At 67.1% G+C, this 16,830-nt stretch carries 16 protein-coding genes and 1 pseudogene; 9 read left to right on the top strand and 8 right to left on the bottom strand.

The genetic code is table 11. From position 1 onward, the window contains the following. Positions 1–45 precede the first annotated feature (45 nt). From ACZYRS_RS04925 to ACZYRS_RS04895, 7 genes are all read right to left on the bottom strand, one after another. The gene (locus ACZYRS_RS04925; RefSeq protein WP_463418332.1) at positions 46–1,740 is read right to left on the bottom strand and encodes an MFS transporter; all 1,695 of its coding nucleotides are present in this window, start codon (positions 1,738–1,740) and stop codon (positions 46–48) included. Positions 1,741–1,932: 192 nt separating this feature from the next. Further along, the gene (locus ACZYRS_RS04920) at positions 1,933–2,577 is read right to left on the bottom strand and encodes a DsbA family protein (protein ID WP_463418331.1); all 645 of its coding nucleotides are present in this window, start codon (positions 2,575–2,577) and stop codon (positions 1,933–1,935) included. Next, entirely contained in the window at positions 2,574–2,840 is a 267-nt protein-coding gene (locus tag ACZYRS_RS04915) for a DUF1289 domain-containing protein (protein ID WP_463418330.1), read from the bottom strand. Before ACZYRS_RS04915 ends, ACZYRS_RS04920 begins: the two co-directional genes overlap by 4 nt. After that, a complete protein-coding gene (locus tag ACZYRS_RS04910) occupies positions 2,837–3,325 on the bottom strand; it encodes a YbaK/EbsC family protein (RefSeq protein ID WP_198786676.1) in 489 nt (162 codons plus the stop codon). The genes ACZYRS_RS04915 and ACZYRS_RS04910 overlap by 4 nt, the downstream gene beginning before the upstream one ends. A gap of 33 nt (positions 3,326–3,358) precedes the next feature. Continuing rightward, positions 3,359–3,997 carry a LysE family transporter gene (locus ACZYRS_RS04905; protein WP_463418329.1) on the bottom strand — a complete coding sequence of 213 codons (639 nt, stop codon included), beginning with the start codon at positions 3,995–3,997 and terminating at the stop codon, positions 3,359–3,361. Between the two features lie 29 nt (positions 3,998–4,026). Further along, on the bottom strand, positions 4,027–4,947 hold the full coding sequence (locus tag ACZYRS_RS04900) for a hydroxymethylglutaryl-CoA lyase (RefSeq protein ID WP_463418328.1): 921 nt from the start codon (positions 4,945–4,947) through the stop codon (positions 4,027–4,029). 145 nt (positions 4,948–5,092) lie between these two features. Beyond that, positions 5,093–6,010 (bottom strand): LysR substrate-binding domain-containing protein, encoded by a 918-nt coding sequence (locus ACZYRS_RS04895; RefSeq protein WP_463418327.1) that lies wholly within the window; start codon positions 6,008–6,010, stop codon positions 5,093–5,095. A 126-nt stretch (positions 6,011–6,136) separates the two neighbouring features. On the opposite strand from ACZYRS_RS04895, the gene ACZYRS_RS04890 reads away from it, so the two are divergent. The 6 genes and pseudogenes from ACZYRS_RS04890 to ACZYRS_RS04865 all read left to right on the top strand — a co-directional run. Continuing rightward, entirely contained in the window at positions 6,137–7,288 is a 1,152-nt protein-coding gene (locus ACZYRS_RS04890) for a CaiB/BaiF CoA transferase family protein (protein WP_463418326.1), read from the top strand. 49 nt (positions 7,289–7,337) lie between these two features. Beyond that, positions 7,338–8,249, top strand: a complete 912-nt coding sequence (locus ACZYRS_RS04885) for a dioxygenase family protein (RefSeq protein ID WP_463418325.1) — start codon at positions 7,338–7,340, stop codon at positions 8,247–8,249. A gap of 25 nt (positions 8,250–8,274) precedes the next feature. Beyond that, positions 8,275–9,081: a citryl-CoA lyase gene (locus tag ACZYRS_RS04880; protein ID WP_463418324.1), complete on the top strand. Its 807-nt coding sequence runs from the start codon at positions 8,275–8,277 to the stop codon at positions 9,079–9,081. Next, positions 9,078–10,031, top strand: a complete 954-nt coding sequence (locus tag ACZYRS_RS04875; RefSeq protein WP_463418323.1) for a Bug family tripartite tricarboxylate transporter substrate binding protein — start codon at positions 9,078–9,080, stop codon at positions 10,029–10,031. Before ACZYRS_RS04880 ends, ACZYRS_RS04875 begins: the two co-directional genes overlap by 4 nt. A gap of 137 nt (positions 10,032–10,168) precedes the next feature. Continuing rightward, the gene (locus ACZYRS_RS04870; RefSeq protein ID WP_463418322.1) at positions 10,169–11,146 is read left to right on the top strand and encodes a Bug family tripartite tricarboxylate transporter substrate binding protein; all 978 of its coding nucleotides are present in this window, start codon (positions 10,169–10,171) and stop codon (positions 11,144–11,146) included. 100 nt (positions 11,147–11,246) lie between these two features. After that, a pseudogene (locus ACZYRS_RS04865) lies at positions 11,247–11,721 on the top strand (IS5 family transposase); the annotation flags it as partial. Positions 11,722–11,909: 188 nt separating this feature from the next. Here ACZYRS_RS04865 and ACZYRS_RS04860 read toward each other — a convergent pair. Next, positions 11,910–12,782, bottom strand: a complete 873-nt coding sequence (locus tag ACZYRS_RS04860; protein WP_198786685.1) for a LysR substrate-binding domain-containing protein — start codon at positions 12,780–12,782, stop codon at positions 11,910–11,912. A 250-nt stretch (positions 12,783–13,032) separates the two neighbouring features. Between ACZYRS_RS04860 and psrA the strand changes: the two genes are divergently transcribed. The 3 genes from psrA (at position 13,033) to phnA (ending at position 16,817) form a co-directional block, all read left to right on the top strand. Further along, entirely contained in the window at positions 13,033–14,127 is a 1,095-nt protein-coding gene (gene psrA / locus ACZYRS_RS04855) for an iron-containing alcohol dehydrogenase PsrA (RefSeq protein WP_463418321.1), read from the top strand. A 108-nt stretch (positions 14,128–14,235) separates the two neighbouring features. Further along, positions 14,236–15,543, top strand: a complete 1,308-nt coding sequence (locus ACZYRS_RS04850) for an MFS transporter (protein WP_463418320.1) — start codon at positions 14,236–14,238, stop codon at positions 15,541–15,543. A gap of 47 nt (positions 15,544–15,590) precedes the next feature. Next, positions 15,591–16,817: a phosphonoacetate hydrolase gene (phnA, locus tag ACZYRS_RS04845; RefSeq protein ID WP_463418319.1), complete on the top strand. Its 1,227-nt coding sequence runs from the start codon at positions 15,591–15,593 to the stop codon at positions 16,815–16,817. Positions 16,818–16,830: the final 13 nt, after the last annotated feature.

Here is a 16,830-nt window from a genome sequence, read left to right as displayed (position 1 = left end):
AGGGCCGCTCGCGCAGCCCTCCTCTCGCACGGTCGATGCGTGCGATCAGTCGTTCGCGTAGATGTCCACGTCCTTCGTCTCGCGGATGAAGAGCGTGCCCACCACGAGCGTGACGCCCGCGATGATGATCGGGTACCACAGGCCGTTGTACATGTTGCCGGTCGAGGCCACGATGGCGAACGCCGTGGTCGGCAGCAGGCCGCCGAACCAGCCGTTGCCGATGTGATACGGCAGGCTCATCGAGGTGTAGCGGATGCGCGTGGGGAACATCTCCACCAGCATCGCCGCGATCGGGCCGTAGACCATCGTCACCAGCAGCACCAGCCAGAACAGGAGCACGATGGTCAGCACCTTGTTGATCTTGGCGGGGTCGGCCTTGGCCGGATAGCCCGCGATCTTCAGGTCTTCGGCCACGCCCTTCTTGAAGGCGGCGATTTCCTTGGCGGAGCCTTCGTCGAACTTGAGGTTCACGACGTTGCCGATGGGTGCCTCGACCGTCTTGTCGCCGATCTTCACGACGGCCTTCGAACCCGGCGCGCCGGCCACGTTCTCATAGCTCACCGAGTTCTGCACGAGGTAGCGCTTGGCGATGTCGCACGAGCTTCGGAAGTCGATCTCGCGGGCCACCGGGTTGCCCTGGAACGAGCAGGTCGCCGGGTCGGCCGTCACCGTGACGCCGGCGGTGGCCTGCGCGCGGGCGAGGTCCGGGTTGGCGGCTTCGGTCAGCATCTTGAAGACCGGGAAGTAGGTGACCACGGCCAGGAGGCACCCGGCCATGATGATCGGCTTGCGGCCGATCTTGTCCGACAGCGTGCCGAAGATCACGAAGAACGGCGTGCCCAGCAGGAGCGCGGCGGCGATCATCAGGTTGGCCGTGGTCGCATCGACCTTCAGCTGTGCCGTGAGGAAGAAGAGCGCGTAGAACTGGCCCGAATACCAGACCACCGCCTGCCCGGCCGTGAGGCCGACCAGCGCCAGGATCACGATCTTCAGGTTCTTCCACTCGCCGAACGATTCGGCCAGCGGCGCCTTGGAGGTCTTGCCCTCGGCCTTCATCTTCTGGAAGGCGGGCGACTCGGACAGCGTCAGGCGAATCCACACCGAAATGCCCAGCAGCAGGATCGACACCAGGAACGGCACGCGCCAGCCCCAGTCGTTGAACACCGCTTCGCCCAGGCCTTCGCGCACGCCCAGGATCACCAGGAGGCTCAGGAACAGGCCCAGCGTTGCCGTGGTCTGGATCCACGAGGTGTACGCACCGCGCTTGCCGTGCGGCGAGTGCTCGGCCACGTAGGTGGCGGCACCGCCGTACTCGCCGCCGAGCGCCAGGCCCTGCAGCATGCGCAGCGCGATCAGGATCACCGGCGCCGCGACGCCGATGGTCGCGTAGCTGGGCAGGAGGCCGACGATGAACGTCGACAGGCCCATGATCAGGATCGTCACCAGGAACGTGTACTTGCGCCCGATCATGTCGCCCAGCCGGCCGAACACGATGGCGCCGAACGGACGCACCAGGAAGCCGGCAGCAAAGGCCAGCAGCGCGAAGATGAAGGCGGCGCCCGCATCCAGGCCGCTGAAGAACTGCTTGGCGATGATCGCCGCGAGCGAACCGTAGAGGTAGAAGTCGTACCACTCGAACACGGTGCCGAGCGAGGAGGCGAAGATGACTTTCTTCTCCTCCGAGGACATGGGCCGGGGGGCCGGGTGCGGCACTCCCCGTGAATCTAGTGTGGCGGCCATTGCGTCGTCTCCTGTGTGTTTGCGTTCATGCGGCACCCGGTATCCGGGGCCGTGAGGCATTCTTGGAGGCGTGACTGACCCGAGACTTGCGCGAAACTGAACCGATGCTTACGGATTAAGGTGAAACCCGCGGTGCGCGTTTCAGCCTGTAAGAAATCGCAACCCTGCGCGGGTTTGTCCTCAGAAGCCTTTTCAGGCCTTGCTGCTGCGCAGCAATGAGGGGCGCTGGTCGGCATTCGCCCATTGCGAGCCGTCGAACCACGCATCGCCCGACAGGTATGCGCGCAGCATCGCGAGGCCGTCGAAGCCCCAGAAGAGACGCCCGTCGACCACATACGCGGGCGTTCCGAACACGCCGAGCGCGAGCGCTTCGTCGGTGTTGCGTTTGAGGAGCGCCTTGCTCTCGTCGCTGCCCGCTTCGCGCCTGGGTTGCAATTGCGCGGTGAGTGCGGCGAGCCGCGCGGCATCGGCAGCTTCTTCGCCGCCGCGCCACACGTTGCGCAGGATGGTCTCGGCCGCCAGGCGGCTGACGGTGCCGTCGTCGCTCGTCGACACCGCTAGGCGCAGGTGCGGCAGCGGGTTGTAGGGGTGCGAGGCCGGCATCTCGATCTGGATGCCGTGGGCCTGTCCGAGCCACAGCACGTGGCGGTAGGTCCAGCTGCGTTTGGACGGAATCTCGGCCGGCCCGAGCTGGCCGTGTTGCTTGAGCAGCGCGCCCAGCAGCACCGGCTTGTAGGCCACGCTGTAGCTCAGCCCTTGGAGCGCCTCTGGCAGGTGCTCGAACGCGAGGTGCGCGTAGGGCGAGATGAAGTCGATATAGAAGTCGATGTGCTTCATGCGTCGTGGTCTCCGGAGGTTTCCGGAACGCGCCAGATGCCGGCCCGGGCCCGCAACTCTATCGCGCGCCACACGCCGCGCCGCGCATCGTCTTCCATCTTGCTCCAGCCCGCGATCTCGGGAATGGTGCGCAGGCACCCTTCGCAGAAGCCGCTCAGGCGGTCCATGCGGCAGACCGATGTGCAGGGCGAGGGAACGTCTTCGGGCAGGTCGCGCACGGCCACCGCGCGCGCAGCCAGGGTCTCGGCTTCCGCGAAGTTCAAACCACGTCCGCCACCGGCGCGCCGGTGAGCGCTTCGAGGTCCTGCGGCCGGAGCTGGAATACCGCATGCGGATGGCCCGCCGCGGCCCAGATTTCCTCGAAGCGGAAGAGCTCGCGGTCGATCAGCACCACCGGTTTGGTTGCATGCCCCACGGGCGAGACGCCGCCGATGGTGAAGCCGGTGCGCGCCTTCACGAACTCGGCATCGGCGCGGCCGGTCTTGCCGATGAGCGCATCGACCTTCTTCTCGTCCACGCGCTTGTCGCCCGAGGTGATGACCAGCACCGCCGCGTCGTCGCTCTTGCGGCGAAAGATGATGCTCTTGGCGATCTGCCCGACCGCGATGCCCAGCGCATCGGCGGCCTGCTGCGCGGTGCGGCAGGCGTCGTCGAGCATGCGCGGGGAGTGGGGATGGCCGGCGTCCTGCAGCACGCGGGAGACGCGCTGGACGCCTTCGGGGAGGGAGTGGAGTTCAGAGCCGCACATGGGTTCGAATCTACAAGAGAAGACCGAGCGCTCTCAGGCGCTGCGCTTGAACATGAACAGGAACGCGCCCATCGCCATCAGCACGCCGCCGAAGACGCGGTTCTGCGCGCGCCGCGCGCGCACCGAACGCAGCACGCCCTGCAGCCGCGCGGCCAGCCAGGCGTAGCCGTGCATCACGGTCACGTCGACCATCACCGTCGTGGCCAGCAGCACCAGCAGCTGCAGCCACAGCGGGCGCATCGGCTGGATGAACTGCGGCAGCACGGCCGCCATGAAGACGATGCCCTTGGGATTGGTCACGTTGGTGAGGAAGCCGCGCAGCACGCGCTGGCGTGCCGTGAGGTCGGGCTCGCCGACGGATTGCGCCGCGTCGCCACCGACCTTCGCGACCGGCGCGCGCCACTGGCGCCAGCCCAGCCACAGCAGGTAGCACGCGCCGACCACCTTGATCGCCGTGAACGCGGTGGCCGAGGCGGTGAGCACCGCGCCCACGCCGAGGCCCGCCACCAGCAGGATCACCGCGAGCCCCAGCTGCAGGCCGACGATGGTGGCCGTGGTGCGCCGCACGCCGTAGGAGAGGCCATGGCTCATGCTGAGCACCGCGCCCGAACCGGGCGAAACCGCGATGACGCAACTGGCCACCAGAAATGCAAGCCAAACATGCAGGTCCACGAAAACTCCTGTGCGCGTGTGTTGTTGTTTCAGCCGGCCCGCTTGGTGCGGATGGCCTTCGATGCGCGCGAGTTCGGCTCGCGCCCGAGCGCCTGGCTGATGTAGACGCCCGCGTCGATCAGCTGGTCCAGGTCGATGCCGGTCTCGATGCCCATGCCGTGCAGCATGTAGACCACGTCCTCGGTCGCGACGTTGCCCGTCGCGCCCTTGGCGTAGGGGCAGCCGCCCAGGCCCGCCGAGGACGACTGGAAGTTCCACACGCCCATCTCGAGCGCCGCCAGCGTGTTGACCAACGCCTGCCCATAGGTGTCGTGGAAGTGGCCCGAAATGGCATCGACATCGAAGTGCGCGAGGGTGGCCTCCATCGCCGCCTGCACCTTGCGCGGCGTGCCCACGCCGATGGTGTCGGCCACGTCCACACGCTGCACGCCGATGCCCTTCATCAGCTGCGCGAGATAACCGACCTTGGCCGGCGCGATCTCGCCTTCATAGGGGCAGCCCACCGTGCACGACATCGCGCCGCGCACATGGATGCCCTTCTCGCGCGCCGCGGCCACCACGGGCGCGAAGCGCTCGATGCTCTCGGCGATCGAGCAGTTGATGTTCTTCTGGCTGAAGGCCTCGCTCGCGGCACCGAACACCACGATCTCGTCGGGCCACTCCTCGCGCGGCGCGGCAATGGCCGCCTCGAAGCCCTTCATGTTGGGCGTGAGCACCGAGTAGAGAACGCCAGGCTTGCGCGCGATGCCGTGCATCACCTCGGCGTTGTCGGCCATCTGCGGCACCCACTTGGGCGAGACGAAACTGGTGACCTCGATTTCCTTGAGCCCCGCATCCTGCAGGCGGTGCACGAGGCCGATCTTGATCTCGGCCGAGACGGGCTGCTTTTCGTTCTGCAGGCCGTCGCGCGGGCCGACGTCGACGAGCTGGACGCGGGTGGGAAGTTTCATGGGATGTCTCTGGTGTCGCGGGAGGAGCGGGAGGATGAAAAAGCCGCCTTCGATTGTCGGACACATGGGAAGGCCCTGCCTGGTACAGACCGCGCGGAAGGTAGCAATGCGCGCCAGAGCGGTTGCAAATGGTGCCAGCCCGCGCTCATCGCTCGGGTTTCGGGTCCGCCCGCTCCAGCATGCTCGTGCGGAACGCCACCTTGCGCACGATGGCGGCGAAGGCGCGCGTGGGCGCCGACTCGCGCGCCTCGGGTGACCACAGCATGCCGGGCGTGCGCACCGGCGTCGGGCTCTCCAGCCGCACCGTGGCCAGACCCGAATTCGGCTGCACCGCGTTGGCCGAGACGATGGCCGCGAGCTGCGTCTTTGCGACCAGCCCCATGATCGGGGCGAGCGTGTTGATCTCGGCCACCACCTGCGGCTCGGCGCCGCAGGAGCGAAAGCACTCGTCCAGCATCTGCCGCGTCGCGAAGCTCGCGGGCAGCATCACCATCGGCATTCTGTGCAGCTCCACCATGCGCACGCGCTTGCGGCGCGCGAGCGCATGGTTCTCGGCCACCACCAGCACCATCTCCTCGTTGTAGAGCGGCTCGAACTGCAGCGTCCCCGGCACGCCCGGCCGGTAGGCGATGCCCAGGTCGAGCGTGCCCGCCTGCAGCCGCTCGGCGATCAGGTCGGCCGCGAGCTCGTCCACCATCACGCGCACCCGCGGATAGCGCTGCTGGAAGCCCGCGATGCAGTCCGGAATGAAGCCCAGGTTGAAGGTGTGGGTCGAGCCGATGCGCAGCTCGCCGGCCGCCGCCTGTGGGTCTTCGCGCAGCGCGCCCAGGCCCCGGTCGATTTCCTGCAGCGCGCGCGTGGCGTGGTGCAGGAAGGCCTCGCCGGCCTCGGTGAGCGCCACGCGCTTGCCGACGCGGTCGAAGAGCAGCGTGCCCAGCTCTTCTTCCAGCTGCTTGATCTGGTGCGACAGCGTCGACTGCGTCACATGCAGCCGCTCGGCCGCGCGGGTGAAGTTGAGCGAGCCGGCCAGCGCGCTGAAGTAGCGCAGGTGACGCAATTCCATGGAAGTCCCCGGTCCGTCGAATGATCGATGGCATCGATGGTATCCATGCGAATCCATCATTGTTAAAAATCGCCGCGCCTGCATAGAGTTCGCTCCCAGTCACGAACACACACAGGAGACAACGCGGTGCACAAAGTCCTCAGCGGCATCAAGGTGCTGGAGCAAGGCACGTTCATCACCGGGCCGGCGGCGGGCATGTTCCTGGCCGACCTGGGCGCCGAGGTGGTGAAGCTGGAGCAGCCGGGCAGCGGCGATCCGTTCCGGTCGTTCCGCGGCGGCCTCTACAGCCCGCACTTCCAGACCTACAACCGCAACAAGCGCAGCATCACGCTCAACCCCAAGCTGCCCGAAGACGCGGCGGTGTTCGACGAGCTGGTGAAGGCGTCGGACGTCTACATCCAGAACTTTCGCCCCGGCGCGGCCGAGCGGCTGGGCGCGGGCGAGGCGCGGCTGCGCGCGCTCAACCCGCGGCTGGTGTACTGCGCCATCAGCGGCTTCGGCCAGACCGGCCCGGCCGCCAACCGCCCCGCCTACGACACGGTGGCGCAGGCGGCCAGCGCCTTCCTCAAGCTGCTGGTGAACCCGGCCAACCCGCGCGTGGTGGGCCCGGCCGTGGCCGATGCGATGACCGGCTTCTATGCGGCCTATGGCGTGATGGGCGCGCTGGTGGAGCGCGGGCGCACCGGGCAGGGCCGCAAGGTGGAGGTGTCGATGCTGGAGGCGATGTGCCACTTCAACCTCGATGCGTTCACGCACTACTTCTCCGAGAACGAGATCATGGGTCCGTTCAGCCGGCCAAGCGTCTCGCAGTCGTACGTGCTGGAATGCGCCGACGGCCTGTGGATCGCGCTGCACATGTCCTCGCCCGAGAAGTTCTGGCAGGGCCTGGCCAACGCGATCGAGCGGCCGGACCTGTTCCAGGACCCGCGCTTCGCGACGCGCGAAGGCCGCATCGCGCACCAGACCGAGATGATCGCGCTGCTCGACGGCCTGTTCCGCGCGCGCACCCGCGCCGACTGGTGCGCCCGGCTGGAAGCCGAAGACGTGCCCCACGCCCCCATGTACGACACCCGCGAAGCGATGCAGGACCCGCAGGCCCGCCACCTGCAGCTGGAGGTGAGCGCGCCGCACCCCGAAGGCGGCGAATGGCGGACCATCCGCTCGCCCGTGAGCTTCGACGGCGAACGGCCACTCGAGGTCACCGCGCCACCGCTCCTGGGTGCGGACAACGACGCCATCGTCGAACCGATACGGCGGCGCCTGCGGCCGGCCGCCTGAACCCATCCCATCCATCCCATCGACAAACAAGAAAAAGGAGACAAGCCCCATGACCCCCTCGAACGAGAACGAGCTCACCCAGGCCGCGCTGCAGCGCCTGGAGGGCGCCACCGATCCGCGCTTCGCCGAGGTGATGCGCTCGCTCATCACGCACCTGCACGCCTTCATCCGCGAGGTCGACCTGCAGCCGGGCGAATGGATGGCCGGCATCGAGTTCCTGACCGCCGTGGGCCAGGCCTGCGACGACAAGCGCCAGGAGTTCATCCTGCTGTCGGACACGCTGGGCGCCTCGATGATGGTGGTGATGCTCGACCAGCTGCGCGCCGCCGCCCGCACAGGACAGGCGGGCCAGAGCAACAACACGCTGCACGCGACCGAGACCACCGAGGCCACGGTGCAGGGCCCCTACTACTGGGACGGCGCGCCCGACCTGCCGCTGGGCGCCGACATCGCGCCCGGCGTGCGCGGCGAGCCCGCCTTCTACAGCGGCCGCGTCACCGACACCCGCGGCCAGCCGCTGGCGAACGCGCTGCTCGACATCTGGTCGGGCGACGGCGAGGGCGTGTACGACATGCAGGTCGAAGGCGCGGGCATGGCGGCGCGCGCGCGCATCCGCACCGACGCCGAGGGCCGCTACTGGTTCTGGTCGATCAAGCCTTCGTACTACCCGGTGCCGGTCGACGGCCCGGTGGGCCGCATGCTCGCCGGCATGGGCCGCCACCCCAACCGGCCCGGCCACATCCACATGAAGGTGGCGGCCGAAGGGCACGTGCCGGTGACCACGCACCTCTTCGTGGCGGGCAGCCCCTACATCGACTCGGACGCGGTGTTCGGCGTGCGGCCCAGCCTGGTCGTCGACTTCGAATCGCATCCGCCGGGCAAGGCGCCCGACGGCCGCGCGATCGAGCGGCCGTACTGGTCTGCGCACTACGACTTCCATCTCCAACCCGAGGCCGCCTGAGTCTCGATCCACTGCGTACGCTCTCATGAAAATCGGCAAATCCACCGTCCCACGCACCGCCATCTGCACCTCGGACGAACACACCATCGTCGTTCGCGGCCAGGACCTGTGCCGCGACCTGATCGGCAAGCTCTCCTTCGCGGACTACTTCTTCCTGCTGCTCACCGGCAAAGAGCCCGACGCGGCCTGCAGCACCGTGCTCAACGCCACGCTGGTGGCCATCGCCGAGCATGGCCTCGTGCCCAGCGTGCAGGCCAGCCGCATGACCTTCGCCGCCGCGCCCGACGCGCTGCAGGGCGCGGTCGCCGCGGGCATCCTGGGCTGCGGCTCGGTGATCCTCGGCGCATCGGAAACCGCGGGGCGCCTGTTCGCCGACGTGGCCGCGCGCGTGGATGCGGGCGAGGCGCTCGACGACGTGGCCGCCGCCACGATCCGCACGCTGAAGGAAAGCCGCCAGGCCATCCCCGGCTACGGCCATCCGCTGCACAAGGCCAACGATCCGCGCGTGGACCGGCTCATCGAAGTGGCCGCCGAGGCCGGCGCCGATCTGCGCTACGTGCGCATCGCGCAGGCGCTGGAGCGCGCGATCCCCGGCATCGTGGGCCGCGAGCTGCGCATGAACGTCTCGGCCGCCATCCCGGCCGTGCTGTTGGGCGTGGGCTTTCCGGTGGCGTCGCTGCGCGGCGTGCCGATCCTCGCGCGCACCGCGGGGTTGATCGCGCACCTGGCCGAGGAGGCCCAGACGCCGAGCGGCTTCGCCCTCTCCTACCAGGCGACGCGCGAGCTGCAGTACGACGGCGAGTTGCCCGCGGGCTTCGGGAGCGCCGCATGAAGCGCCGGCTGCTGCTCGCCAGCGCGCTGCTGGCCGCGGGCGCCGCGCTGGCGCAGGCGCCGTCGCAGGGCTCGTCGCGCCCGCTGAAGATCGTGGTGCCCTTCGGCGCGGGCACGTCCACCGACATCGTCGGCCGCATCCTGGCCGATGCGCTGGGCCGCCAGCTCGGCGTGGCCGCGATCGTGGAGAACAAGCCCGGCGCGGGCGGCTCGATCGGCAGCGAGCAGGTCGCGCGCGCCACCGATGGCCAGACGCTGCTGATGGGCACGGTCGGCACGCATGCGATCAACCCCTCGCTCTACAAGCGCCTGGCCTACCAGCCGCTGCGCGACTTCGTGCCGCTGGGCTTCGCGGGCGCCACGCCCACGCTGCTGGTGGTGCCCGCCAACTCGCCGTGGAAGAGCGTGGCCGACATGGGCGCCGCGACCGGCAACGTGAACTTCGCCTCGGCCGGCAACGGCACCTCGGGCCATCTCGCGGGAGAGCTCCTCAACGTGCGTCTCGCGAAGAACTTCATGCACGTGCCCTACCGCGACGGCGCGCAGGCCCTGACGGAGCTCATGGCCGGCAACGTGCAGTTCATGTTCTATCACCCGGCCGCGGTGATGCCGCAGGTGCGCGCGGGCAAGCTGCGCGCGCTCGGTGCATCGGGCGCGAAGCGCAGCGCTGCGGCACCCGATGTGCCCACGCTGATGGAACAGGGCGTGAAGGACTTCGACCTCGTCGCGTGGTTCATGTTGTATGCGCCCAGCAGCATGCCCGCCGCACAGCGCGACCGGCTGCGCGAGGCCACGCGCCAGGTGCTGGCCCAGCCCGAGGTGCGCGAAAAGCTCGCGCAGCAAGGCATCGAACACGCCGAGATGAACGCCGAACAGCTCGACGCCTTCGCGCGTGCGGAGATCGCCAAGTGGGGCGAGGCCGTGCGCCGCTCGGGCGCGCAGATCGACTGACGGCACGCACCGCGCGAGCCCGCAAGCGCAAAGGAGTCCAGGCCCTCGACGGATCGGGAGGGCGAGAGACAAGAGCAAAGGCCGCAGAGCCGATTCATGCAAACAAGAGCGGGCACGACCCGCGACAGGAGACATTCATGCGTTCGACATTCAAATGGCTGACGGGCCCCTTCATCGGCCTCCTTCTCGGCCTTGCGTGCAGCCTCGCCTTCGCGCAGGGCGCGGCGTGGCCCAGCAAGCCGATCCGCATCGTGGTGGGCTTCGCGCCCGGCACGCCGCCGGACATCTTCGCGCGGCTGTACGGCGAGTACATGGCGCGCCAGCTGGGCGTGCCGGTCGTCATCGACAACAAGCCGGGCACCGCCGGCAACCTGGCCTCCGACGCGGTGGCGAAGGCGCCGCCCGACGGCTACACCTTCCTCTACAACCTCTCGACGGCGTTCACGATCAACCCCTACATCTACGCCAAGCTGCCCTTCGATCCGCAGAAGGACCTGGTGCCGGTCGCCACCACGATGCGGCAGGGGCTGGTGCTGATCGCGAGCCCGAAATTCCCCGCGAAATCGGTCAAGGAACTGGTGGCCGCCGCGAAGGCGAAGCCGGGCACGATCTCGCATGCCTCCTACGGCGCGGGCAGCCCCTCGCACCTGATCGTGGAGTGGCTGAAAGACGAGACCGGCACCGACATGCTGCACGTGCCCTACCGCGCGAGCCCCGTGGTCGACGTGGTGGGCGGGCAGGTCGACACGGTGATGGAGCCGATCGCCACCGGCTACCAGCTCATCAGCAGCGGCCGCGTGCAGGCCCTGGCCTATTCGGGCCCGAGCCGCCACCCCGCGATGCCCGACGTGCCCACGCTCTCCGAAGTGGTGCCCGGACTCGTGATGACCTCGTGGCACGGCCTCTGGGCGCCGGCCGCGACGCCGGTCGCGATACAGCAGCGCTTCAACGCCGTGATGATCGAGGCCAGCAAGGACCCCGACCTCGCCAAGCGCATCCGCGACCTGAACAGCGAGCCGCTCGGGCTCACGCAGACCGAGATGGCCGCGGCGGTGCGGCGCGATGCGGAGATCTACAGCCGCATCGTGAAGGCGAAGAACATCCGGGTGGATTGATGCGATGCGCTAGGGATATCTCATCAAGCCGACGGACGGCCGCTCTGAACGTTGATCACGCATGCCGAATGAAGGAGCGCCAGCGATGAGCCAGATCAGTTTTCCGTTGAGCGACCCGGCGATGGAGGAGTCCTGTACGAGATCACCTCGCTGCGCATGTTCGCAGGCATGAGCATGGAGTCGATTCCCGACGAGACGGCGATCCTGAACATCCGCCATCTGCTGGAAGCCAGCGATCTGGCCGAGGACATCTTCAAGCAGGTCAACGCTCATCTGGCCAGGAAGGGGCTGCTTCTGAAGACGGGTTCCATCGTGGATGCCACGATCATCGCGGCACCCAGTTCCATGACGAACGCGAGCGGCAAGCGAGACCCCGAGCTGCACCAGACCAAGAGGGGCAACCAGTGGCACTTCGGGATGAAGGCGCACATCGGTGTGATGCGGATTCGGGGTCGGTGCACATGGTGACGACTACCGCGGCCAACGAGGCAGACGTCGAGAAGGTGGGCGACCTGCTGCACGACAGAGAGGACGCGGTGTGGGCGGACTCGGGCTATCGCGGAGCGCAAAGCCGAGTGAAGCGCAGCGTGCAATGCACATTGCGTCTGCAGACGGCGTGAAGAGCCGCAGGGCTTTCAAACGCATGGCGGGATCGGCGAGGCGGCGCTGCAAGCGCAACGACCGAATATGCGTGCTCGCCATCAAGCCAACTGAAGGCTTTTTCAGACCGTCCCTAACCTCCATAGACGCTCGCTTCTGACCGTCAGCGCGACTCAAGCGCCACCGTCAGCAGCGCGTTGATCAACGGCCGATCCGTACGCACGGACAGGCAGCAAATCGAGTAGCTGATCGAGAGCTCCTCGTCATCGATCAGTACCGCAGCGAGCCCTGGCAAGGGGATGAATTCGACCTGCGTGACGAAGCCAATACCCATACCGTTGGCCACAGCATGCAGGATGGCCTCACGGCTGTTGATTTCCATAACGCAGTTCATGCGCACACTTTTATGCTGGCAGGCGCGCTCAACGCGCTGACGAGTCTTCGATCCCGGCTCTCGAAGAATGAGCGACTCGTGCTCGATGTCCTGCGTCGAGATCGAGAGGCGCTGGGTCCATGGATGACCTGCAGGGACTACGGCGATGATCCGCTCGCTGCGAAAGGCGATGGTGTGCAAGCCCTGGACGGGCGGCGGCTCGACCATGATGCCGACATCGATGTCGAAGTCCTGGAGTCCGTGCAGGGTCGACTCCTCCGATCCAATGGATATCGTCAGTTCGAGCGAGGGATGCGCGCGTTTGAAGTTGCGGATTAGTTCCAGAGCTATTGGGGGAGACACCGCTCCAATGCGAATCAGCCCGGCTTCGAGTTTGTGTGCGCTCTGCAAGTACTGGATCGTCTCTTCCTCTTGGCCAAAAAGACCTTGAGTAATGCCATAGAGGCGCTCGCCTGCAGGGGTCAATCGAACGTTGCGCCCACCGCGAAGGAACAGCTCTACGTTGAAGCGCTCCTCCAGAGCCTTGACCTGATCGGTCACAGTGGGCTGGCCGATATGTAGGTAATGTGCTGCCGACGTGAATCCGCCCGTTTTGGCGACGGCGTGGAAGCACCGGATCCACTTGTAGTACTGATGAAACATGCGGCGAGGCGCGAATAGTCGCGAAAGAGAAACGCAGCAAGCGTCTCACATCTGAAGTCAAGGGGCATGAGCGGTTTCCCCGTGATCGATCGCCCGAGCGCGAACTATCGGTTTCTGATCATGCCGACGTCAAAAATGCGATTGGACGGCGTGCCCCACGAATTCGACACTGCGGCCCAAGCAAAAACCGCAGGCCCGAGGGGACCCGAAAGAGTCCGCCAGGAACTGCTCCTCATCGGAGACAAAACAGATGCCCCACGCTTATCACAATCCCGTGTCCACTCATTCCGGCCGAGGCAGCCTCGAACGGCTGCCCTCGCTTCTGGCGGGCCGCCGCGTCGCGCTCGTCACCTTCCCCGAGGCCCGAGGGCTCGGCCTGGTCGATCGCCTGCAGGCGCTCTTGGGCGACGCGCTCGTCACCGTGATCGATGACGTGCGCCCCAACCCCGATGTCGCCCACCTGCGCGACCTCTACAACACCTTCTGGCAATCGGATGCGCACTGCGACGCCATCGTGGCGGTCGGCGGCGGCAGCGCCATCGACACGGCCAAGGCCCTGATGGTGGGCACGGCCAACGGGCAGTTCGACGAACTCCTCGCGCTGCTGGCCACCGGCCAGCCCTTTGTGCCCACCAGCGTCAAGCCGCTGATTGCCGTACCGACCACGGCCGGCACCGGCAGCGAAGTAACGCCCTGGGCCACCATCTGGGACGCCGGCAACCAGAAGAAGTATTCGCTGCACCTGGACGCCACTTGGCCCGAGGCCGCCATCGTCGACCCCGAGCTCATGCTCTCGGTGCCGGCGGGCACCACGGTGTCGACGGGGCTCGATGCGCTCTCGCATGCGCTCGAAGCCATCTGGAACGTCAACGCCAACCCGGTCTCCGACACCTTCGCCGTCTCGGCCGTGCGCGACATCTTCGACTGCCTGCCGGCGCTGCTCAAGGACCTGGGCAACCTCGACCTGCGCGAGCGCATGGCGCTGGCCGCGTTGAAGGCCGGCATGGCGTTTTCCAACACCAAGACGGCGCTGGCGCACTCCATCTCCTACGAGATGACGCTGCGCCACGGCTTGGCCCACGGCATCGCGTGCTCGTTCACGCTGCCGATCGTGCTGGAAAAAGCATGGGCCCGTTCGCCCGACCGCGACCGGACGTTGCAGCTGATCTTCGGCACCGACCTGGCGACTGCCACACAGCGCCTGCGAGCATTCCTGCAGGGGCTTGGCGTGAAGACCGAGTTTGCCGACTATGGCGTCGCAGACAGCGAAGCGGCGGCCATGATCACGCGCGCCATGGACGGGGCGCGCGGCAAGAACTTCATCGGCGCGGCGGCGTTGGCCTGACAGGCAGGGACTGCGCAGCGAGAAAAGACAGATACAGCAAGACAGCAATGCCGGCCGTTTCGAGCCGGTCTTACGGGCCCCACGCCCGTCAAGAAATGGAGACAAACCATGCAAGCAACCAACCAGACCCTGCCGGCGGGCACCTACGCTCCGCCTCTCGAGAATTCGTTCAGAAAGGCCCAGTGGCGGATGCTGCTGGCCGCCATGTTCTGCTACTTCTTCTTCTACACGGGGCGGCAGACATTCGGCTTTGCCATTCCGGGCATCCAGAAGGAATTCGGGCTCTCGAAGGAAGTCCTCGGTTGGGCCTCGAGCTGCCTTCTGTGGTGCTACGCCGTGGGCCAGGCCATCAATGGCAATCTGGCCGACAAGTTCGGCGGCCGGCGCGTCATGACGGCCGGCGCCATTCTTTCGTGTGCCGCCAACTGGGTCGTCAGCTTCGCGATCGGGTTCAAGAGCCTGGCCATCCCCTGGGGCGTGAACGGCTACTTCCAGGCCCTGGGCTGGGCGCCCGGCAGCCGGTTGCTGTCGAACTGGTGGGGCGCGCAGGAGCGCGGCAAGGTGTTCGGCTGCTACACCTTCGCGGCAGGCTGCGCGTCGGTGCTGTCCTTCGTCACGTCCATCCTGGTCGTGAACGTGTTCCACCTCGACTGGCGCTGGATCTTCCGGCTTCCGGTGTTGCTGATGTTGGTGGGTGGCATCACCTTCTATCTGATCGCTCGTGAGCGTCCGGAAGACCTCGGCTTCAAGTCGCCCGACACCGGCGTTGCCAATGCGGAGGATGCCAGGGCAGCCCATGCCGGGCACGAAGCCGAAGAAAGCTCGTGGGCGCGCTACAAGGCCGTGCTCAGCAACCCGAAGCTGATGATTGCCGCGTTGTCGATCGGCTTCCAGAACGCGGCGCGCTACGGGCTGATCGTGTGGGTGCCGGTGCACTTTCTCGGCAAGGACTGGGCCAAGGCCGCCGACGGCATGATCGATCCGGCATGGATCTCCGTCGCACTGCCGGTCGGCATGGCCTTCGGTGCGCTCACCAACGGCTGGATCTCCGACAAGGTCTTCGGCTCGAAGCGCTACAAGGCCATCGTGCTGTACATGCTGCTCGGTGCGGCCGCTTCGATCGGCATGTACCTGTTGCCCACGAGCATCCTCGGCCTGGGCCTGCTCTTCCTTGCGGGCTTCTTCGTCTACGGACCGGCCTCGTCGTTCTGGGCCCTGTGTCCCGACCTGGTCGGAGCGAAGCGCGCGGGCACCGCCACCGGCGTCATGAACTTCTTTTCCTACCTGCTCGCCGGGCTCGGTGAGCCGCTGATCGGCCGGATGCTGGACCACTCGGGCAACACCTCGCTGGTGTTTCCCATCGTCGCGGCGAGCTGCTTGATCAGTGCGTGCATCGCGGCGTTCATCCGTCGCTGAGCCGCAAGCAGGACAGCTCACATCTCAACAACCAAGGAGTGCAATTCGTGAAACCCAACCTGCTCGAAGTCAACGGTCGAAGCTATCGCTGGATGGCACGCCCCGTCGTGGTCGTGTGCGTGGACGGCAGCGAACCGGCCTACCTCGACGCGGCCATCGCGGCCGGCGTCGCCCCGTACTTCGATCGCATGATCAAGTCGGGCGCCAACCTGCTGGGCGATTGCGTGGTGCCCTCGTTCACCAACCCGAACAACCTGTCGATCGTGACCGGCGTGCCGCCCGCGGTGCACGGCATCTGCGGCAACTACTTCTTCGACCGCGAGCTGGGCCAGGAAGTGATGATGAACGACCCCAAGTACCTGCGCGCCGGCACCGTGCTGGCCGCGTTCGCCGATGCGGGCGCCAAGGTGGCGGTGGTCACCGCCAAGGACAAGCTGCGCAAGCTCCTGGGCCACAAGATGAAGGGCATCTGCTTCTCGTCGGAGAAGTCGGACCAGGTGACGATGGAAGAAAACGGCATCGACGACGTGCTCGGCATGGTCGGCATGCCGGTGCCCTCGGTCTACAGCGCAGAGCTGTCGGAGTTCGTGTTCGCGGCGGGCGTGAAGCTGATGGAGCGCCAGCGGCCCGACCTCATGTACCTCTCGACCACCGACTACGTGCAGCACAAGGCCGCGCCCGGCAGCCCCGCGGCCAATGCCTTCTACGCGATGATGGACGGCTACCTCGCGCAGCTCGATGCGCTGGGCGCCACCATCGTGGTCACCGCCGACCACGGCATGAACGACAAGCACGGCGCCGACGGCTCGCCCAACGTCATCTACCTGCAGGACGTGCTGGACGGCTGGTACGGCGCCGGCACGGCGCGCGTGATCCTGCCGATCACCGACCCCTACGTGGTGCACCACGGTGCGCTCGGCTCGTTCGCCACCGTCTATGCGCCCGACGAGGCGAGCGCGCCCGGCTGGATCGATCGCATCAGGCAGGTGCCGGGCATGGAGCTCGTGCTCTCGCGCAAGGACGCCGCCCAGCGCTTCGAACTGCCGCCCGACCGCATCGGCGACATCGTGGTCGTGAGCGAGCGCAACACGGTCATCGGCACCTCGGCGAGCCGCCACGACCTGTCGGCACTCGAAGTGCCGCTGCGCTCGCACGGCGGCGTGTCGGAGCAGCGCGTGCCGCTGATCTGCAACCGTCCGGTGACCGGCATCGCCGCCGGCCGGCGCCTGCGCAACTTCGATGCGCTGGACATCGCGCTGAACCACGCCCCATAACGAAACGTCATCC

This window comes from Variovorax sp. AC194 (assembly GCF_979257995.1).
This window is presented reverse-complemented; position numbering and strand designations above follow the sequence as displayed.